Origin of the sequence: Mesorhizobium sp. M0598, assembly GCF_040320865.1 — a bacterium.
Lineage (GTDB): Bacteria > Pseudomonadota > Alphaproteobacteria > Rhizobiales > Rhizobiaceae > Mesorhizobium.
Window position 1 is genome coordinate 51,407 of record NZ_JAMYQL010000014.1, and the last position, 19,362, is coordinate 70,768.

Here is a 19,362-nt window from a genome sequence, read left to right on the forward strand (position 1 = left end):
AGGGCAGATCGGAAATCAGAGGTAACAGGCTGCGACACTTGAGCAATTCAGGGTTTTGCCCTGCGGCTTTCTCGGCCGTGCCAAGTCTGCTACCAGCGGCCGGTTATCTGGCTAAAACCGTTTGAGGCCGACATGCAGTTTATCGATCTTGGCGCGCAGCGCGAACGCATCCGCGACAGGCTGAAAGCCGCAATCGACCGGGTTGTCGACGAAGGCCGCTATATTCTCGGACCTCAGGTCACCGAACTCGAAAACAAGCTCGCCGCCTATATCGGCACCAAGCATGTGGTCGCTTGCGCCAACGGCACCGATGCGCTGCTGCTGCCGCTGTTTGCCGCCGGCATCGGCCCGGGCGACGCGGTGTTCGTGCCGAGCTTCACCTTCGCCGCCACGGCCGAAGTGGTGGCGCTGACCAAGGCCGAACCGGTGTTCGTCGATGTCGATGCCGACAGCTACAATATCGACATCGCCAGCCTCGAGGCGGCAATCGCCATGATCAAGGCGGAGGGCCGGCTGAGGCCGAAGGCAATCATTCCCGTCGACCTGTTCGGCCTCGCCGCCGATTACGAGGCGATCATGGCCATCGCCGATCGCGAAGGCCTGATGGTCATCGAGGATGCGGCGCAGGCGACCGGCGGCTCGGCTCACGGCAAGATGTGCGGCTCGTTCGGCACCGTCGGCTCGACCAGCTTCTATCCGGCAAAGCCGCTCGGCTGCTATGGCGACGGCGGTGCGATGTTCACCAATGACGATGCGCTGGCCGAACAGCTGCGCTCGTTCGCCTTTCACGGAAAGGGCGAAACGCAATACGACAATGTCCGCGTCGGCATCAATTCACGGCTCGACACGCTGCAGGCGGCGATCCTGATAGAGAAGCTGGCCATTCTCGAAGACGAGATGGTGGTGCGGCAAGCGGTCGCCAATCGCTATGCCGAAGGTCTCGGCGATATCGTCAAGGCAGCGCGCAATCTGGACGGCGGCCGCTCGGCCTGGGCGCAATACGCCATCGAAACGCCGAAACGCGACGGGCTCAAGGCACATCTCGGTGAAAAGGGCATTCCGTCGGTCATCTACTATGTGAAACCGCTGCACAGCCAGATTGCCTATCGCGATTATCCGCGCACGCCGACCGGCCTTGCCGTTTCGGAAGAGCTGCCGAAGCGCATCCTGTGCCTGCCGATGCATCCCTATCTGAGCGAGGCTGACCAGGACCGGATCATCGAAACGATCCGTAACTATATCGGCTCGAATTCGGCGCATGTAGCGGCGGCATAAATTCGAAAGTTTCGAAGCGTGGTCGCGGAATACATCGACGAGTTCATCATGTTCTGCGCCGGGTTGTGGATGGCTGGCGTCGGCTTCGGATTTTTCTCGGACCCCTCTCAAGCTCGCCCGGGCCAACAGCAGGCATGGTGGACCAACTTTGGAACCCATTTTAAATGGATGGGGCCGCTGTTGATCCTCATCGCGATAGTGCTCGCGTTCGCGGCACCTTCCTAGATGCGGCGCCGGCAACAGGCTCGCCATTGACGGCATCGCTGATCAACAACGGACCGTTCACCTCAAACTGGGGCGGTCGGTTCCGATTTCGGGATGCTTTGCTCTGCGCCGAAGCATAGTCTGCACCTGTTTTCCCTCTAGGCTGGCTATTTTCATGAAGAAGATTGGTTTCCTCTCGTTCGGGCATTGGACGCCCTCGCCGCAATCGCAGACGCGGACGGCAGCCGACGCGCTTTTGCAGTCCGTCGAGCTGGCCGTCGCGGCCGAGGAATTGGGTGCGGACGGCGCGTATTTCCGCGTGCATCACTTCGCGCGCCAGCTCGCCTCGCCCTTCCCGCTGCTGGCAGCGGTTGGGGCGAAGACCAGCCGAATCGAGATCGGCACGGCGGTGATCGACATGCGCTATGAGAACCCGCTCTACATGGCCGAGGACGCCGGCGCCGCCGACCTAATCGCCGGAGGGCGTCTGCAGCTGGGCATCAGCCGCGGCTCGCCGGAGCAGGTGATCGAGGGATGGCGCTACTTCGGCTACGCCCCGCAAGAGGGCGAGAGCGATGCCGACATGGCCCGCAGACACACCGGAGTGCTGCTCGAAGTGTTGCTGGGCAAAGGCTTTGCGCAGCCCAACCCGCGGCCGATGTTTCCCAACCCGCCTGGCCTGCTTCGCGTCGAGCCGCACTCGGAGGGCCTGCGCGAGCGCATCTGGTGGGGCGCCGCCACAAACGCCACCGCCGAATGGGCGGCGAAGCTGGGGATGAACCTGCAGAGTTCCACGCTCAAATTCGACGAAGGCGGAAAGCCGTTTCACATCCAGCAGGCCGAACAGATCAGGGCTTTTCGTGAGGCCTGGAAGGCGGCCGGACACACGCGCGAGCCGCGGGTGTCGGTGAGCCGGAGCATTTTTGCGCTGGTCGACGATCGCGACCGGGCCTATTTCGGCGGCAACCAGAGCGGAGATCATTTCGGTTACATCGAGGCAGACAGACGCGCGGTGTTCGGCCGCTCCTATGCCGCCGAACCGGACGTCCTGATCGAGCAGCTAAAGGGCGACGAAGCCATCGCCGAGGCCGATACGCTGCTGCTTACCGTCCCCAACCAGCTCGGCGTCGACTACAATGCCCATGTCATCGAGGCGATCCTGACCCATGTCGCCCCTGGCTTGGGCTGGCGCTGACGCGCGACTTTGTTGGAAAAACCCACGGCGGTCGATACGATGCTCGCGTTCTAGCGGTCTCACGGCTGCTTCCCGTCGGCTCGTTTCAGCATCGCAAATGCGCGACTGATCCGTTGCAGCGCTGTGGCGTTGGCCAGCACTGCGTACAGCGCGAACCCACCCGCCAGAATCCAGGGCGAAGCCGCGCCCATGGCGGTCGCGACTCCGTCCGTGGCGAGCAGCACGCAAATGAAAACCAGTCGTTCCATCCGCTCGAAGAAATCCGGCCAACCGTGGTTTTCCACAGGGATTTCCAGCGCCGTCCGCGCCTTGGCGTAACTGGTCAGGATCCCGCCGGCGAACGCGAACATTGCGATCGCCCACAGATCGGCGACCCAGCCGATTGCCGCAAAGACGGCCAATTCCTGATAACGGTCGACGACGGCATCGAAATAGCCACCGGCCTTGGTGCTCATATTTGTCCGGCGGGCTACCGCACCGTCCAGCGCATCGAAGGTGAAGGCAAACGCCAGGCAAAGGCCAAAGGCAAGACTTGAATGGTGATAGACATAGGCGGCCGAGGACAAAGCGACGAGCACGAGCCCGCTAGCCGTAACCTGGTTCGGCGTCATGCCGATCCCGATCAGCGGAGAGGCGGCCTGCTCCCATAGCGGGTCGATGCGACTTTTCATGAGACCGGCGATCATGGCGGCTCCTCTGATGATGTCGTTTCACCGAGCTTTACCAGCAATTTGCGGGTTTGTTCCACCGTCGCTAACGTTCCAATTGGTCAAAGCGGGCCGAGACCGGGCTCAGCAACATTCTCAACTCGCCGCAACAGCGATTTCTTTCGACGAATGCGGCCGGCGGAATAAGGCGCTCGCCAAGCTGACGGAGCAAATCGGCCGGCGGTCTGGCGGCCGCACCCGAACGATGTGACTATGATTGCTTGCCATCCGTCGGAAGCCGGCCGAAACTCGATGAATAAATTTTCACCCAAGTTTGCCTACCTGCTCGCGACCTCTCTTGGCGCGGGATTATCTCCAATATGGCCGGGCACGGTCGGCGCAATGGTTGGAGTGGCGGTTGCCGCAGCTCTGATACCTGCATCGCCTTGGCTGACCGTGCTTGCCTATGCGGCCCTGTTCGCCGTTGGCGTATGGGCGTCATCGCATGTTATCTCCCGTACCGGGACGGAGGATCCGCAGATCGTCGTCATCGATGAGACCTTCGGCGCCGCCGCGACACTTTCCATGCTTCCGATCGACCCACTCTGGTGGGCAGCAGGCTTCCTTGCTTTCCGGTTTTTCGACGTCCTCAAGCCTTGGCCCATCCGTATCATGCATGACAAGGTAAGGGGTGGGGCCGGCATTATGCTGGACGACGCGGCCGCGGCTGTCGCCGCTGGGGCGTTGCTGCTCCTGCTGAACGGTTTGATTAACCATTTGCGGTAACGGCGACATTCGGTCTGCCAAGGCCACGGTGGTCCATCGGAGTTTAGCGCCACAAGGGAAGACCGGACCGATGCGAAGCCACAGGATCGCGGCCATTCCAGGCGATGGGATCGGCAAGGGAGTCGTAGCGGCCGGGCTTCGTGCGCTGGCCGTCTGCGCCCTGGCATCGCCCGCATTCCCGGCGACGACATCGGCGTGCCAGAACGCAGGAGGCATCCGCACTCGCCGCCGCTCACCGATGGTGTTCGTGTGCCTGCGTACGGAAACCAAACCCGTCAAGTGTTTCGATCAGCACCTGTACGCGATCAGGCACACCGTGCATTGACCGCCACGCGACAAAGCCGTCCGGCCTGACCAAGGCGGCACCGCCGCTTTCAACCCCGAGCGCGGAAGGCCACCGATGGTCCAAGTCAATCAGATCCCCATTGGCACCCAAGGCGTGGCAGGTCAGCGGCATACGGAGGCGTTGGCTTACGGCGTCAGCGGCCTGACACCATGCTTCGTCGGCGCAGAGGAGAAGAAGATCGCGATCGCACAAATCGAGACTCGAAATCCGCTGGCCGGCGCGCCCGACCGCGAAATGCGGTAAACGCGTGCCAGGGCGACCCGACAGCTCGGCGGATTTTTGGAACGGGTGATCGTCCGGTGTGGATTCCCGAGCCACGATGCCTGCAGTGTAGCGTTGGCCAAATACCACGTCGTAATCCTCGACGATCGCAACAGGAGGAGGCAACCGCTTCGACGGATCGTCGAACCATTTCTGTAGGCGGGCGAGCGCTTGCGCCAACGTAGCCTCGATGACCGGCCGGCGCTCCATGTCATAGCTATCCAGCAACGAGGGATCGGCATGCCCGCGTGCTACCATCGCAAGCTTCCAGGCAAGGTTATGGGCGTCGTGGATACCTGAATTGCCACCGAAAGCGCCTGTTGGGGGCATCACATGTGCGGCATCCCCCACAAGAAACGCGCGGCCTCGGCGGAATTGGCGCGCTGTGAGGGCGGCCACTTCCCAGGAGCGCGCATCGACAAGCCTCGTCGTGATGTCCGACCGGCCCGCACCTCGTATGATCAGTTCCCTGCACTTGGCTTCATCAAAATCCTGTGGTTTCTCGCCCTTTTCGGGAAAGTACTGGAGCGCCAGAAGCCATCGTCCACCCTCCCTGGGCGTGAAGGTCCCGTTGAGGTCCGTCACGAAGCACGACGTGAAGCGCTTGCCGCCTATCGTCGGAGGCATGTCCATGTCAAAGACTACATTCATCCAGTTCTGAAGGCCGCCTGCCCCGCTGCGGCTGATCTCCAGCCTCTCTCGCAGGGAACCGTTCGCACCGTCCGCGACGATCAGATAGTCGGCCGAGATGACCTCCTTTGCGTAAGTCGCGATATCGCGAATTTCCGCGCGGACGACGGTCTCGTCCTCATCGAAAGTCACCAACTCCGTGCTAAAACGCACGTCTGCACCGTTCCGCTCGGCGTAGCGGCGCAGAATCGGTTCCAGGACGTGCTGATTACACGTCGCCGGTTGCGTGGGGCTGAGGGCACTTGCATCCGGCCACGCCGGTCCGCCCCATTGAATCTCCGGATCGGCGAGATTCCTGGCGCGCGCAATAGCGCCTGCCCGCTGGTCCCCCGTCCGATTTGTACGAATCTCCTCCTCGAGGCCGAGGCTTCGGAAAATCTCCATGCTGCGCGGGGAGATGCCGGCAAACTTGTACTGGATTGACGTGTCGGGATGACGCTCGACGAGGACACACGTAATGTCGTTGTGAGCCAATAGGGCGGCCGCCGTCAGACCGTTCAGGCCGCCTCCGACGACGAGAACCGTGGTATTGGTCATCTCGGATCTCCTCTCATTGCTTTGACCACAAAAACATTTTGATTGATCAAATCATATGATTGGTCCAAGTATGTGTCAAGACTCGAAGGAGCGTGGAATGAGACCGAGCCAAGATCGCTTGCAGCACGCCACCGAGGCATGGCGCCTGATGTTTGATTTCCTGATCCGGTCCGCGCCGGACCGGTTGGAGATCCAGCGGAAATTGGGCCTGACGCCCAACGACTCCCGCGCCCTCTTCACCCTCGACAAAGACGCGGGCAAGCCGATCGGCGCATTGGCTGCTCAATGGCAGTGCGATCCATCGACGGCGACCTGGCTGGTCGACCGGCTTGAGCAGGCGGGGCTCGCCGCACGTGTTCCGTCGCCAAGCGATCGCCGTGTCAAACTTGTCAAGCTTACGGCCAAGGGTGCTGCAACCATTGAGGAATTGACAAGGGAATATCACAAGCCCCCTGCCGAGATGCTTGCGCTTACACGCGCGGATCTGGATCAGCTGGTCGGCCTGGTCAGAAAGTTACAGGCTGGCAAATCCGTGAGTTGATCCTATCCCGGAAAGGCACTGGCTAGGATCGGGTAGCGCCGCGTCACACTTTCCATGCTGCCGCTCGAGCCGCTCTGGTAATCGGCAGGTTCCTTGCTTTCCGGTTTTTTTGACGTGGTCAAACCTTGGCCCATACTATCGCGCATGAGAAGGTAAGGGATGGGTTCGGCATCATGCTGGACGACGCAGCGGCGGCCGTGGCCGCCGGGATGCTGCTGCTGCTGAAGAAGACCATTTGAACGTTGTCGCAATGGCGACGTCAGTCTGGTTGCGTCTCGACTTTCAGCATCACGCCTCTTCCAGTCTGCGTACACGAGCCCTGACCCCATTGCCGATGGCATCAGCGACTTCCGCAGGAAAATCCTTTGGGAGCGATGCAGAAACCAGTTCGACCGCCGCTAGCGCCTGTTGGCGCAGCTCATCAAAGATCGCCTTGACGGGTTTCGGACCGATCCCTGCTTTGGCGGCGGTCTGGATAAAATGGCGTGGCATGACGCTGTCGACGAGGTAGTGGCGTGTGTCACCAATGGCCATCGCCAGTTTCATTTTGTTGTGCTTGATCTGTCCCGCATCAAGGCTGGGCTGCGCTGAAATCACATCATAGAGCGGCGTTATGCGGAACCGGCCGCCGGGAGAAAGAAAGACGCTAAAATTCTTGGCGTGCCCATCTGTGGCGCCGAGAAGCCAAAAGGCAACCAGGGCTTTTAAAACCGCAGCTTGATCTACCTCCGGTTGGTCGCTTCCCTTCATCAAATTGAGGATAGCCGGAACGCCAGGCCCGCCGTCGGATTCGTATTTCAGTGACGGCGGCACAGAAAGGGCCTGGCAGCAGTCTTCCTGGGGCAAACGCAGGAGACGATTGTCACTGGTCCATCGGCGATCGAACCGCTCGACCGCGAGCACGTGATTGCCTTCGAACTCCTCGATTGCGACGACGGCGCTCGGGAGCCCTAGGGCGGTTGTCAGCTTGAGGCAGAAAAATTCGTTCTCGACACTGAAGGAAAGGTCGATGCCATTTGGCAACCGTCCAATCTGTGGTTTGAGGATGTGCGTCGTGGCAGTCGTCGCCAGCGGCTTGTACCAACGTCCTTGCCAGAACAAGAGCGCAGTCTTTTCCTGAGCGCCAGCGATCGAGATCCGGAAGTCCTCGTCCTCGCCAAGCCCAAGGGGAGCCGATGCCAGATTGCGGAGAAGATGAGCAATCTCGGTATCGTCAACGGGTTTGCCGTTGACAATACCAGCGGGGCCTGGCTCGGCACCATCCGGCAGGAATTGCAATGCGCCGACACAATCGCGTCCGACAGCGGCAAGCAGGTCGTAGGCGTCTATTCCTTGAGCATGAACACGCTCCGCCATACGGCGGCGAATGGGGACGTTGTCGGGCAGGAGATTGTCAAAGACAGCAATGACGGGCGAACCGATATAACGATCTTCACGCAGAGGCAGTGATAGCGAGACGGGCAGCGCGTGCTCCCAAGCAAGCCAGGACGGATCGTACTGAAAATCGATCGCGCCGCTGGATTGTCTATTCAGCCGCCCGACGAGACGGCTGTTCAAGAAGACATTCAGCGGGATGTGCCGCCGCGGACGAGCCATCAGAAGATGTCCTCGATCTCGGCCGGCTTTGCCTTGGTCCGAGGGCGGACGACGAATTCGAGGTCGAGCGCTGCGAGAATGTCGCAAAGCGTTCCGAGCTGGGTCCCAGGCGCGCCACTCTCGACGGCCGAGATGGTCGCCTGACGCAGCATCGTTTGGTCCCCGACATTGGTCTGGTTCAGGCGGAGCTTGCGACGCTGCCGGCGGACGGCATCTCCAATCTGCTTGGGTGTTCGGGCGATTTGGTCCACAGCGTACCTCTCTGGCCATGGTATTATACGCTCGCGCAGATAAATTTCAATATACGCTTTTCCGTATCAAACTCTGTATACTCGGAAGCGTATATGCAGCAAATATGGTCGGGCGTATGATCTTCGATCCGCATGGACCGTCATGGCCATGCTTTCAGCTTGTCCGGCCGCCGCCGGCCAATGTGACCGAAGCGAATAGTCGGCATGCTCATAAAGCTCCAAGGCAAAGTGAGGTCAGTCCTAGCAGACTGCGGCAACGGATCGGTTTTTCAAACGGATGTTGCGGCACTCACCCAATCGAGTCGTGCGGCAGGGACAAGGCCATAATTGTAAAAATTGATGCCGTCGACATCCGGCGCCGTCGCAGCTTTCACCTTGGCGGTGAGGATGTCGGGGCTTGCCATTTCCGGATAGAACAGCCGGTAGCCGGCGCCGAGGAAGTTTTCCACGCCAAGGGCTGCGCGTCCGGCCGCCATCAGGCTGGCGACATCGCCGGGCTGCATGTCGTAGGCACACAGGATCGCCCCGTCACAGACCTTGCCGAGCGCCGCGAGATCGCAGCCGCCAAGCCAACCGTCTTTCAAATCGATGATGACAACGCGGGTCGCCGGATTGGCCACATCGCGCAGTTCGGCGACCAGGCTGGTCACCGGTTCGAACCGCCACAGCAGGTAGCCATGGAGTTCCGGCCATGGCAAAAAAGTGTCGGGGCCGCTCCTCGGAAAGTCTGGAAAGCGCCGTTCGGGCACGGCGCGCTCGCAGGTCTCGACGATCCATTGCCCGACGAGCTTGCGCGCTACTTCGCCGTCAACGCCGGCCTCGGCCGCGCGCGCAAGGCAAGACGGACAGAAACAGATCGACAACAGAAAATCGTCTTCCGGCGTCAGCCCGACACCATCTTTCTCATGATGGTATTCGTGGGCGAAGCCCATGAAGGACGGGCTTTCAAGCTCGATCCGGTCCGGCCTGTAGCTGTGCGAGATATCGGCGATCAGCGCGCGGACATAAGCGCGTGCTTCCGGATGTGATGGGCAGAGATTGTAGTAGTTGGCATCGCCGAAGGCGTTGCGGGTTACGGCCTGCGGATGAAGCATGCCGAGCCGGGTGTTGTGCAAGCAGACCGTCCAGCACGAAACGCCGAGCCCGCCCACCTCGCGCCGGCGCACAAGGTCGCCAAGCACATCGCCGCCTTCCATGATCACGTCCGCCACCTTGGGCTGGATGGCAAGGTCGGCCCAGTGTGCCGCATCTGGCTTAAAATAGATGGTTCCGTCTTCCGGAAAATAGGCTTTCCGGCGCGGGCTGCGCGGCTGCAGGAACCGGCCAGCGTGATAGGAAGTCGCCAGACTGATCATGTTGAGCCCGGCACGCTTGACAAGATCGCGCTCGACCGTCTCCAAGCCCAGATCCTGGACATCCCAAGGATAGGTCCACATGGACAGTTGCATCCGGTTATCCTCAGTCTTGATCCCGATATTGGCGTATGGTCGGGAGGGCTTCTTATCAGTCGACCGGCTCGGCGACCTGCATGAGGCAGTCTCCCGCCTCGCACATCGTGTGCAGCCGCCGCGAAAGCACAATGCCGCTTTCGACAAAGTGCAGGGCTTGCTCGGCGAGGTCGAGCCGTTCGAGGTCGTGGTACCAGCCCGCCAGTTGGCCTGAAGTCACGCTGTCGCCCAGCCTGACTGCCGGCTCGAACCAACCACGGCTTGTGGCATAAAGGCCCTGACTGTGCCGAGACAACGAAAGAAGCCGCGTCGGCGCCGAAGGCCCGGTTGCGGGTGCAAGAACCGGCGCCTCAACCACTCCCAAGGCGGCCATCAGGGCGTCGAGTGCGCGGGCTGTAATCTCCATCGTATCGACCGTGACAGTGCCACCGCCGCCGAACTCTCCGCTGACGCCGATGGCGCCGGCCCGGCGCGCCGCACCCATGGAGGTCGGTGAGGCCTGGCCGTTGTCGGCCACGAACCCATATGGCATGCTGAGCGTCCGCATTAGCTCTACACCGCGCCGGTGCCGGTCGGGATCGGTATTGTGCTCGACAAGCGCGGTCGGCAGATGCTCCATCGAGGTGCCGCCAGAATGAATGTCGAAGATGACGTCGTGGCGGGGAAACAGTTCCATCTCCAGGAAATTGGCAAGCCGGCTTGTTGGCGTGCCTGACGGGTCGCCCGGAAAGGCGCGGTTGAGATTGCCGCCGTCGAGTGGCGAGCAGCGCTTTGCGGCGATCACCGCCGGCACGTTCGCCATCGGCAGGATGGTGACGCGACCCTTGATCCGCTTGGGATCGAGCCGGCGCACCAGCTTTGCGAGCGACAGCTCGCCTTCGTATTCGTCGCCGTGATTGCCGGCCATCAGAAGCACCGACGGGCCCTCGCCGTTGCGGACAAGGCAGATCGGGACCTTGACCTGGAAATAGGGCGAACGGTCGATCGAAAACGGAATGCTGAGATGGCCGAGTGTCTTGCCGTCCCGGTCGAAGTCGAGCGTATGGCTGAGGCCGGTGTGCATGGCGGCGGCTCAGACAGCTGCGATCGCAGTGACCTCTATGCGGAGGTCGGGATCGGCGAGACGCGCCTCGACACAGGCGCGCGCCGGCAGGCGCGCAGGATCCACCCAGGCATCGTAGATGCTGTTCATGGCATCGAAGTCGGCGATCTGCGGCAGGAAGATGTTGATCGCCACTAGCCTCGACTTGCTGCTGCCGGCCTCGACGAGGAGCGCCTCGACCTTGGAGAGTACGTCGCGCGTCTGACCCTCGATGCCGGCCTTGCGGTCGTCTGCCACCTGGCCTGCGATGTGCACGAGGCCGCCATAGACGACCGCCTGGGACATGCGGGAGCCGGACTGGAAGTACTTGATCATATCAGATCCTTTCGAGGTTCTCTTTTTTGGAAGTGGCCGCGATATCTGGTCAGCCGAAATAGGTGGGAAAGGCGTGGCGGACATACCCGTCCGCGTCGGCGCCGAAAATCACGCGATAGCGATCGAGACAGGTGCAGGGGTGCGAGATGCCGAATTCAACGACGTCACCAACGGCAATATCGTCGCCCGACGCAATTGTAAGGAAGGCGTGCTGGTCGTTGAGCTTGAACACCTCGGCACGCGCTTTCGGCAGCTGCTTGCCGGCACGAAAGATGGTCACGACCTTCGGAAAGCCCTGGTCGAACGACACGTCGCGCATGCCCATACCGCAGATAGCAAGGCTGGGCTCCGGCCGCGACAGTACCTCGGCCCACAGGCGCAAAGCCGGTTGGAAGGAATTTCGTGCGGAAGCACTGACGCCGCCGATCGCAAAACCGTCGCGGGCATCGAGTGCGCCGAGCGACCTGTCGTAGACGCCATGGTCGTGAAAGAAGATGGCGCCGCTGCGCAGCACCAACGTGGCATTGCCGTCCCTGGAGACGAGGGGCGAAAGCGCTGCGACCACCTTGTCGAAGTACACCGAGCCGCCGGCGGTGACGATCAGCGGGGTGTCGCCGCCGACGCGGGCGCGGAGCCGCAGGAACATATCGGCTGTTATTGCCAACAGGGCGGATATCGCCTCATCGGTGCGGCCAGGATCGGCTTGCGCCGCGGCACCTTCGTAGGCTGCGACGCCGGCGATCAGCAGCCGCCCTCCGGCTGCTACAATCGCGTCGGCGATCGCCTCGGCTTCGCCGGTGGTCCGGGCGCCTGCCCTCCCCACACCAAGTTCGACGAGCACGCGCAATGGCGGCAGCGTCGCATTGGCGCGCCAAGCTTCAGCAAGCGCATTCACTGCGTCGAAAGAGTCGGCAAAAACGTAGAACTCGGCGCTTGGCCAGGCGCCGACAAGGACAGCAAGTCGGTTCGCACCACCTGGTCCGCCGACCTCATTGGCGATGATCAGCCGAGAGAGCCCGGCTCTGAGCATCACTGTGGCCTGCCTTATGTCGGCGACGGTCGTGCCCCATGCTCCGGCCTCGATCAGCGACCGGGCAAGGTCAGGCGCCATCGGGGTCTTGGCATGCGGGGCGATCACGGCGCCCTGTTCTCGCGCATACCCCAGGAACAGGTCACGATTGGCGATGAAGGCCTCCTCGTCGAGGGTCAACACCGGCAACGACATACGTCCATGCGCTGGATGCCAGCGCTCAGATGCGACAAAGCTGCTGTCCAGCCCGAGGGTGCCAGGCGGCACGCCGCGGATACGATCGTCGAGCAGGAAATTTTCACGGGTCGCGAGCGACAGTACGGGTGAGTTTTCGGTCATCCGATGCTAGTCCTTTCGCTTTCGCAGGATGAAGTCCGGATCGATTTCCGATGCCGGCCACACCATGAGAGAGATACGTGCCAAAGCGTTACTGCGGACCGATCATCGATGCCCACCATCACCTTTGGGATCTCGGCCTCGGCCGCCATCCCTGGCTCACGCCCACGGCTGGCGAACGCGGCGGTCTGGGCGAGCTTGGCCCCTTGCGGCGAAACTACCTTCCTGAAGATTATTTGCGCGACGCCGGCCAGCACAGTGTCGTCGCCACCGTCCATGTTGAAGCCGGTTGGGCCGGGGATGACTGCGTCGGTGAAACGCGGTGGCTTGAAACCCTCGACAAGTCGCGCGGCGTGGCCGCCCGTTACGTCGTTCACGTACCTCTGGCGAACCGCCAAGCGCCGGCGCTGGTCCAGGCGCAGGCGGCATTCGACCGTGTCGTCGGCGTACGCGACATATTGAGCTGGGATCCGAATCCCGCCCGTCGTTTTGCCGCCCGCGACGGCATCATGGACGATCCGGCCTGGCGTGCCGGCCTGTCCCTGCTTGGGCGCCGCCGGCTGGTTTTCGACCTGATGGTGTTTCCGCGCCAGCTCACCGGCGCGGCGCGCCTCGCAGCGGCCTTTCCGGACCAGCTCTTTGTTCTCAACCATTGCGGCAGCCCGGTCGATCGCGATGCGGACGGGATGCGGGTGTGGCGCGAAGGGCTGCGGCTTTTGTCGGAGCGCGAGAACGTCGCTATCAAGATATCGGATCTGGTCGCCTACGATCATGATTGGACGCTCGACAGCCTAAGGTCGGTTGTCATGCATTGCATCGACTGTTTCGGTACGCGGCGCGCGATGTTCGGCAGCGACTTTCCGGTCGCCGGCCTGCATGCATCGTTCGATGCGGTGTATGACAGCTTCAAGGCCATTGCAGGAGAGCTTTCCGCGGACGAGCAGACGGCACTGTTCTACGGCAATGCACGGCGCATTTATCGACTGGACGATATGTCATCGGCGGGCCTGCTCTCTGCCTGAGAGAAGCAGCAGCCCCAGGATCAGCGACCCGAACAGGATACTGCGCCAGCCGGGGGATGCGTTGACCACGGTGATCAGCGCCGTGATCGTAACCAGCAGGATGGCGCCGGGGATGGTGCCGGCATAGGTGCCGAGCCCGCCGAGGATCGAGGTGCCGCCAAGCACCACGGCGGCAATCGAGGCGAGCAGATAAGGATCGCCGATACCGACATAGCCTTGTCCGTTCATGCCGAGGACCAACACACCGGCAAGTCCCGCACAGAAGCCGCTGATGCCGTAGACCGCCAGCGTGGTCGAGGCGACGGGAACCCCGGACAGCGCCGCGGCGAGCGGATTGGCGCCTATCGCGAATATCCGGGCGCCAAGGGATGTCGCATGCATCGTGGTCAGAACGATCACTGAAATGACCATCCACAAAAGCACGCCTGCCGGAATACCGACCGGCCGCGCATTGCCGAGCCAGCGGACCAGCGGGTTCTCGGCGGTCACGGCACTGCCGCCGGCGATGATGATCAGCAGACCTTGCAGGAATGTCGCCATCGCCAGTGTCATGATCATTGGATGAACGCGCAACAGCGCCACGCCCAGCCCGTTCACCAGACCGATTGCGCTCGTCAACGTGAGAACTGCAAGAACGGCGGTGAGCCCTGTCGGATCCGCCTGCCACGAAAGCAGCGGCAGGCTGACAGCGCTAACCGTGACGATCGCCGCGACGGAAAGGTCGATGCCGCCGGCAATCACCACGAAAGTTTGGCCCGCCGCGACCAGGCCGATCACCGCGCCCAATTCAACCAAATAGCGCAAATGCCCATAAGCGCCGAAGCCACGTGAAGCGAAGCTCGCCGCGATCCATACCGCCGCAACTATAGCGATCGTAAGGAAGGGCCGGCTGCGCAGAATCGTCAGTGCGCGCCTGCCGCTCACGCTGTCTTTCCGTCCTGTCATTGCTGCACCTTGCGGAATTGCGGGATGGCGACCGCCCCGATGATGATGAGGCCCTGGGCGACATATTGGGCGACCGGCGTGAAGCCGAGGAAGAACATGACACTGATCATCAGGCTGAGCAGCAGGCTGCCCGCAAGAGCGCCGCGCATGGTACCCTGGCCGCCCAGGAAACCGATGCCGCCGAGCACTGCGGCGGCAATGGAATTCAGCGTGAACGCCGTGCCGATGACTGGATCGCCCGAACCCGTTTGCGCGGCGATGAACAGGCCGGCGCCTGTGCAAAGCAGGCCGCTAATCGCGTAGGCGGCGATCCGGGCACCGTCGACCGGCACGCTGGAGCGGTAGGCGCCGACGGGATTTTCGCCTGCAGCATAGATGCTCAAACCAAGCGGCGTGGCGAGATAGAGTTTCCACAAAAGCACGATGAGTACCAGCAGCACGAATGCCGCCGGCGTGTTGCCGGCAAGCAGGTCCGACAGCCACTCGGGTATGGCGCCGCCCGGCCTCGGCAGGATGAGCAGCGCAGCGCCGCCGATAATGAAGGAGCCAGCGAGCGTCACCACGATTGCCGGCAACCGAAGTTTCACGACGATGAACCCGATCGCGGCACCCATGCCGAGACCGGTCAGCGCCACCGCAGCGGCACCGCCGGCTACGCCCAGCGGCCCAGTCATCGTCGTCGCAGCGATCACCGCGCCCAGGCTGACCATGGCGCCGACGGCCAGGCTTATGCCGCCGGTGAGCATGAGGATCGCCTGGGCCATGGCGACCAGCGCCAGCGGAAACCAGCTCTGGGTGAATTTGGCGAAACCGGACGCTGTCAAGAGGCCGGGAAACAGGGAACCGTAGGCAATGACGAACGCCAGGACCACAGCGAACAGGCTGCGCACGCCGACATTGCGGCGCAGCTGAACCGGCCAGTAGAGCGCGCCGGCTTGGCTTGAGGATGCAACCGCGCTCATGCCGCAACTTTCTGCTGTTCGGCGCCCATTGCGGCGGAAACGATGGCTTCCTCGCTCAGTGCCTCGCGCTCGAGCATGGCCACGATGCGGCCTTCGCGGACCACGCCGACGCGGTCGCAAAGGTGCACCAGTTCGGGTGTGTCGGAACTGAGCAGCACGATCGCCTTGCCGGCGGCGGCGAGTTTGCGAAGCATCATGTAGATCTCACGCTTGGTCTCGACATCGACGCCGCGCGTCGGGTCATTGAGGAGAAGCACAAGCGGCTCGTGTGGCATCCATTTCGCCAGCGCGACCTTCTGCTGGTTGCCACCTGAGAGTGCCTGCGCCGGGCGGTCGAGGTCGCCCTTGATGGCAAGCTGGGCGGCGAGACCCTTTGCCATATCGCGCTCGGCACGCCGGCTGCGCAGCTTCAGCGCCGGCAGCCTTGCGAAGGCGGGCAGCATCATATTGGTGATGATGGGATGGATCAGGTGCAAGCCTTCGCGCTTGCGGTCAGCCGGGACATAAGCGAGGCCGAGCGCATTGGCGTTCGGCACGCCGCGGGGCAAACCCGAAACACCGTTAACCGTCGCGGATACCGTCCTGGCGGGGATCGCGCCGTAGAGGCCAAGCAGCAGATCTTCCTGCCCCTGCCCGACCAGGCCGCCAATGCCAAGCACCTCGCCCGTCCTGATGTCGAGATCGACGTCGCGCATCAGGCCGGCCGAAAATTTACGAACCGAGATGGCGTCGGCCGGCGATGGCGAAGGCCGCCATCGTGGAAAGAGATCGCCGGGGTCGCGGCCGACCATCAGCCGTACCAGCCCGGCGGCATCGGTTCCTTCCAGCGAGCAGTCCGCCGTGCAGGTCCCGTCCTTGAGCACGGTGACATGCTGGCACAGCGTCATCACCTCGTTCAGTCGGTGTGAGATGTAGAGAATAGCGATGCCCTCGCCCCGAAGCCTCTCCAGCAGGTCGGTGAGGATTTTTGTCTCAGTTGCCGATAGCGATGAGGTGGGTTCGTCGAGAATGAGCACGCGCGGCCGGCGGTAAAGCGCCTTGGCGATCTCCACCATCTGCCGGCGGCCGAGGGACAGGTGCCCCACCGGCGTAGACAGCGGTTCGTAAAGCCCGACAAGATCGCATGCGGCTTTGGCCCGGACGGCAAGCTCGTTGTAGTCGATCAAGCCGAACCGTTTGGGATAGGCACCGAGCCCGATGTTTTCGGCAATGGACAAGCTGGCCGTCAGGCTCAGTTCCTGCTGGACAACAGCGATCCCGGCCTGTCGCGCATTAGCGGGGGTCATGCGCGAGACCGGGCGCCCATCGACCTCGATCGCCCCGCCGTCCGGGCGCAAGGCGCCGGACAAAAGGTTGATCAGTGTCGACTTACCTGCGCCGTTCTCGCCCAGCAGCGCATGCACGCGGCCCGGCTGGAGAGCGATGGAAACGTTGCGCAGAACGGGGTTGCCGAAGAAGGACTTCGACACCCCCCGCGCGGCGAGAAGCGGAGCCGTGGTTGTCAATGCTACAACCCTTCAGGCTTATTTCTGGGCCAGCAGCTTCTTAAATAGATCCTCATCATACGGCGAATAGATATACCCGTCAGCCGGGAAATCCTTCGCCCGGGCGAGGTATTCGTCGATGTTGGAATTGTCGATCACCGGCAACGGGATCTTGACGAAAGCCGGCACATCCTCGCCTTCCAGTGCCTGGACGGCGGTGTAGGTGGCGAAGGCGCCGAGCCAGTTCGGCTGCATCGTCGCCCAGCTCTTCAGGCCCTTTTCCTTCCACAGTTCGAGGAACTGGCGCGCATTCTCGCCGGTGATCGGCACCTGGTCGCGGCCCTGCTTGTCGAGCGCGAGCACGGCGCCCGCCGACAACGCGCCGCCCAGCGACAGGATGCCATCGATTTCGGGGTTGGCGAAAAGCAGGCTGGTGACGGCCTCCTGGGCGGGCGCGACATTGTAGGGCGTGTTCGTCTCGGCAAGCACCTTCACATCGGGATGGGCCTTAAGCTCGGCATCGGCGCCTTTGCGCCGGTCGTCGCTGACCGAAACGCCGGCTGGGCCATTGAGGATGAGGATCTTGCCCTTGCCGCCGATGGCGTCGATCAAGAACTTGGCCGCCTGATCGCCCCACTGTGAGGAATCGGTGTTGACCTTGGCGGTCACCTGGTCGGTATCGACGAGGCTGTCGAAGTTGATGATGGCGATGCCCTTGGCGCAGGCGTCCGCCAGCACGCGCGCCGGCGCGGTCGACGAACCAGCGATCAAGATGATGGCATCGACATCGGAATCGATCATCGACTGGATCTGCTGAATCTGGACGTTGGCGTCGCCCTGGGCATCGGTCACGACGAGCTTGTCGACCAAGCCTTGCTTCTTCAAAGTCTCGACTTCGGCTTCTATCGTGCCCTGTGTCTGCTTCATCCAGGTCGGCACTGAATAGATATTGGCCCAGCCGATCGTATATGGTGCTTTGCGATCGCCCTTGATGCATTTAGCGGCGGCGTTGGCTTGCGAACCGGCGCCGAGGCTGAGGAGAAGGCCGAGGCAAAGGGCACTGGCGGATGCGAAAAACGATGATTTCGTCATGATTGTTCCCTTCTGAAGTTATGCTTGGACGTGCGGGGTCGGGACGAGAAAACCCGCCGGTTGCCGCATCGGAAACCGCCCGTTTTTCTCGTCAGGACTTACTGCGCTTGGCTCGTTATTGTCCGATATTTCAGACAATAGGCCTATATATCGGACAAATGGGATGCTAGACTGAGCCTTGACATCTTTCAAGCGTCTTGAGACGAGGGCCGAATGATTTTTGCGCGGGTGCGGCCTACATGAGCGATGGCGTCACTGGTCTAATTGAAACGGAAGCCGGCGCCGAGCCGCGCAATGGCGAACGGCGTCGCGGGATCGACCGCGTCATCATGCTACTCGAGGCCCTTCTGCGGCACCGCGCGCCGATGCGCGTCGGCGACATCGCCAAGATGATCGGCGCGCCGCGTTCAACCACTTATGAAATCGTCAACAGCCTGCTGGAAGCCGAAATGCTCGAGAACGTCGGAACGGAAGGCTATGTCTATTTCGGAAAGGCGATGCATCTGTTCGGCTGGGCCTACTCACATCATAATGCCCATTACCGGCGCATCATCGAAACCCTGGACAGACTAGGCGCGGAGACGGGCGAGACCGTCCAACTGTGCGGCCTGCGCGGGACCAAATATGTCGTCCTTGATTGCCGGGACTCGCCTGGCCCGTTCCGGATTTCAAGCGATGTCGGAGTCGAGGTGCCGATACCGTGGACGGCGTCCGGAAGGCTGCTGCTCGGCCATATGAGCGAACAGGAAATACGGGACTTCATTCCGCCTGGCGACTACACGCTTCCCGACGGCCGCGTCATTGCGCCAGCCGAGTTCTTCGGCGATGTCGCTCTGGCGCGCCAGCAAGGTTTCAGCGAGACGGCTGCTCTGGCCGACCGCTTCACGTGGTGCATGGCCGCGCCCATCCGCGACGGCAACGGGGCCATCAACAAGACGCTTTGCTTCGTGTTGCCCGTCGACACACCGGAAGCGCGGCGCAGCGAATTGCTTGCCCTGCTATGCGAGCGCGCCCGTGGGTTGTCGTTGGCGGGAAGCTAGTAAAAAATCGGCACGCGAAGATCCGGGATTAGGCTCCGTTCGTTCAGCCGCAGCAGCGAAGCCGGAACTGGTACTCCGGTGAGTATGGCAAAGGCGGCAGCGCGCTCCTGCTACCAGATCTTCTAATTTAGTACGGGTCGCCCGACAACATTGACCTCCTAATGAGTATCTTCAGTCGGGCGAGGTCGCGACGGATGCGAGGTCCAGAATCCGGCGGCAAAGGGTAGCTATCCTCGCGTCCGCCCTGCAGTCGAAGT

At 62.1% G+C, this 19,362-nt stretch carries 19 protein-coding genes; 7 read left to right on the plus strand and 12 right to left on the minus strand.

Translation table 11 applies throughout. The annotated features are described in order from the left end of the window. Nucleotides 1-132: 132 nt before the first annotated feature. The 3 genes from NKI59_RS18665 to NKI59_RS18675 all read left to right on the plus strand — a co-directional run bounded on the left by NKI59_RS18665 (nucleotide 133) and on the right by NKI59_RS18675 (nucleotide 2,674). A complete protein-coding gene (locus NKI59_RS18665) occupies nucleotides 133-1,275 on the plus strand; it encodes a DegT/DnrJ/EryC1/StrS family aminotransferase (protein ID WP_352705923.1) in 1,143 nt (380 codons plus the stop codon). 18 nt (nucleotides 1,276-1,293) lie between these two features. Then, nucleotides 1,294-1,500, plus strand: coding sequence for a hypothetical protein (locus tag NKI59_RS18670; RefSeq protein ID WP_352591516.1), 207 nt, complete (start codon nucleotides 1,294-1,296; stop codon nucleotides 1,498-1,500). Between the two features lie 154 nt (nucleotides 1,501-1,654). After that, complete coding sequence (locus NKI59_RS18675; RefSeq protein ID WP_352591513.1) at nucleotides 1,655-2,674, plus strand: LLM class flavin-dependent oxidoreductase; 1,020 nt, start codon at nucleotides 1,655-1,657, stop codon at nucleotides 2,672-2,674. 59 nt (nucleotides 2,675-2,733) lie between these two features. On the opposite strand, the gene NKI59_RS18680 is transcribed toward NKI59_RS18675, so the two are convergent. After that, nucleotides 2,734-3,360 carry a CDP-alcohol phosphatidyltransferase family protein gene (locus tag NKI59_RS18680; protein WP_352591510.1) on the minus strand — a complete coding sequence of 209 codons (627 nt, stop codon included), beginning with the start codon at nucleotides 3,358-3,360 and terminating at the stop codon, nucleotides 2,734-2,736. A 273-nt stretch (nucleotides 3,361-3,633) separates the two neighbouring features. Here NKI59_RS18680 and NKI59_RS18685 point away from each other — a divergent pair, with 273 nt between their 5' ends. Next, on the plus strand, nucleotides 3,634-4,107 hold the full coding sequence (locus tag NKI59_RS18685) for a phosphatidylglycerophosphatase A family protein (protein WP_352705925.1): 474 nt from the start codon (nucleotides 3,634-3,636) through the stop codon (nucleotides 4,105-4,107). A gap of 232 nt (nucleotides 4,108-4,339) precedes the next feature. Here NKI59_RS18685 and NKI59_RS18690 read toward each other — a convergent pair whose 3' ends face one another. Then, nucleotides 4,340-5,941 carry an FAD-dependent monooxygenase gene (locus tag NKI59_RS18690; protein WP_352705927.1) on the minus strand — a complete coding sequence of 534 codons (1,602 nt, stop codon included), beginning with the start codon at nucleotides 5,939-5,941 and terminating at the stop codon, nucleotides 4,340-4,342. Nucleotides 5,942-6,038: 97 nt separating this feature from the next. On the opposite strand from NKI59_RS18690, the gene NKI59_RS18695 reads away from it, so the two are divergent. Beyond that, entirely contained in the window at nucleotides 6,039-6,482 is a 444-nt protein-coding gene (locus NKI59_RS18695; RefSeq protein ID WP_352705929.1) for a MarR family winged helix-turn-helix transcriptional regulator, read from the plus strand. A 288-nt stretch (nucleotides 6,483-6,770) separates the two neighbouring features. Here NKI59_RS18695 and NKI59_RS18700 read toward each other — a convergent pair whose 3' ends face one another. The 6 genes from NKI59_RS18700 to NKI59_RS18725 all read right to left on the minus strand — a co-directional run bounded on the left by NKI59_RS18700 (nucleotide 6,771) and on the right by NKI59_RS18725 (nucleotide 12,563). Beyond that, a complete protein-coding gene (locus tag NKI59_RS18700) occupies nucleotides 6,771-8,078 on the minus strand; it encodes a type II toxin-antitoxin system HipA family toxin (RefSeq protein ID WP_352705931.1) in 1,308 nt (435 codons plus the stop codon). Next, nucleotides 8,078-8,230: a helix-turn-helix domain-containing protein gene (locus NKI59_RS35110; protein WP_502896956.1), complete on the minus strand. Its 153-nt coding sequence runs from the start codon at nucleotides 8,228-8,230 to the stop codon at nucleotides 8,078-8,080. The genes NKI59_RS18700 and NKI59_RS35110 overlap by 1 nt, the downstream gene beginning before the upstream one ends. 368 nt (nucleotides 8,231-8,598) lie before the next feature. Further along, nucleotides 8,599-9,777, minus strand: a complete 1,179-nt coding sequence (locus NKI59_RS18710) for a hypothetical protein (protein WP_352705934.1) — start codon at nucleotides 9,775-9,777, stop codon at nucleotides 8,599-8,601. A 55-nt stretch (nucleotides 9,778-9,832) separates the two neighbouring features. Further along, on the minus strand, nucleotides 9,833-10,840 hold the full coding sequence (locus NKI59_RS18715) for a succinylglutamate desuccinylase/aspartoacylase family protein (protein WP_352576835.1): 1,008 nt from the start codon (nucleotides 10,838-10,840) through the stop codon (nucleotides 9,833-9,835). Between the two features lie 9 nt (nucleotides 10,841-10,849). Then, on the minus strand, nucleotides 10,850-11,194 hold the full coding sequence (locus NKI59_RS18720) for a RidA family protein (RefSeq protein ID WP_352591491.1): 345 nt from the start codon (nucleotides 11,192-11,194) through the stop codon (nucleotides 10,850-10,852). Between the two features lie 49 nt (nucleotides 11,195-11,243). After that, complete coding sequence (locus NKI59_RS18725) at nucleotides 11,244-12,563, minus strand: alanine racemase (protein ID WP_352705936.1); 1,320 nt, start codon at nucleotides 12,561-12,563, stop codon at nucleotides 11,244-11,246. A 77-nt stretch (nucleotides 12,564-12,640) separates the two neighbouring features. Here NKI59_RS18725 and NKI59_RS18730 point away from each other — a divergent pair, with 77 nt between their 5' ends. Continuing rightward, a complete protein-coding gene (locus NKI59_RS18730) occupies nucleotides 12,641-13,582 on the plus strand; it encodes an amidohydrolase family protein (protein WP_352705938.1) in 942 nt (313 codons plus the stop codon). Here NKI59_RS18730 and NKI59_RS18735 read toward each other — a convergent pair. From NKI59_RS18735 to NKI59_RS18750, 4 genes are read right to left on the minus strand one after another with little or no spacing between them, the layout of a single operon-like run. After that, nucleotides 13,556-14,527: an ABC transporter permease gene (locus NKI59_RS18735; RefSeq protein WP_352705940.1), complete on the minus strand. Its 972-nt coding sequence runs from the start codon at nucleotides 14,525-14,527 to the stop codon at nucleotides 13,556-13,558. The two genes, NKI59_RS18730 and NKI59_RS18735, sit on opposite strands and share 27 nt — an antisense overlap. Continuing rightward, the gene (locus NKI59_RS18740) at nucleotides 14,524-15,489 is read right to left on the minus strand and encodes an ABC transporter permease (protein ID WP_352705943.1); all 966 of its coding nucleotides are present in this window, start codon (nucleotides 15,487-15,489) and stop codon (nucleotides 14,524-14,526) included. Before NKI59_RS18740 ends, NKI59_RS18735 begins: the two co-directional genes overlap by 4 nt. Beyond that, nucleotides 15,486-16,994, minus strand: coding sequence for a sugar ABC transporter ATP-binding protein (locus tag NKI59_RS18745; protein ID WP_352591478.1), 1,509 nt, complete (start codon nucleotides 16,992-16,994; stop codon nucleotides 15,486-15,488). Before NKI59_RS18745 ends, NKI59_RS18740 begins: the two co-directional genes overlap by 4 nt. An 18-nt stretch (nucleotides 16,995-17,012) precedes the next feature. Beyond that, a complete protein-coding gene (locus NKI59_RS18750) occupies nucleotides 17,013-18,065 on the minus strand; it encodes an ABC transporter substrate-binding protein (RefSeq protein WP_352470927.1) in 1,053 nt (350 codons plus the stop codon). A gap of 239 nt (nucleotides 18,066-18,304) precedes the next feature. Here NKI59_RS18750 and NKI59_RS18755 point away from each other — a divergent pair, with 239 nt between their 5' ends. Next, nucleotides 18,305-19,105, plus strand: coding sequence for an IclR family transcriptional regulator (locus NKI59_RS18755; RefSeq protein ID WP_352591475.1), 801 nt, complete (start codon nucleotides 18,305-18,307; stop codon nucleotides 19,103-19,105). Nucleotides 19,106-19,362: the final 257 nt, after the last annotated feature.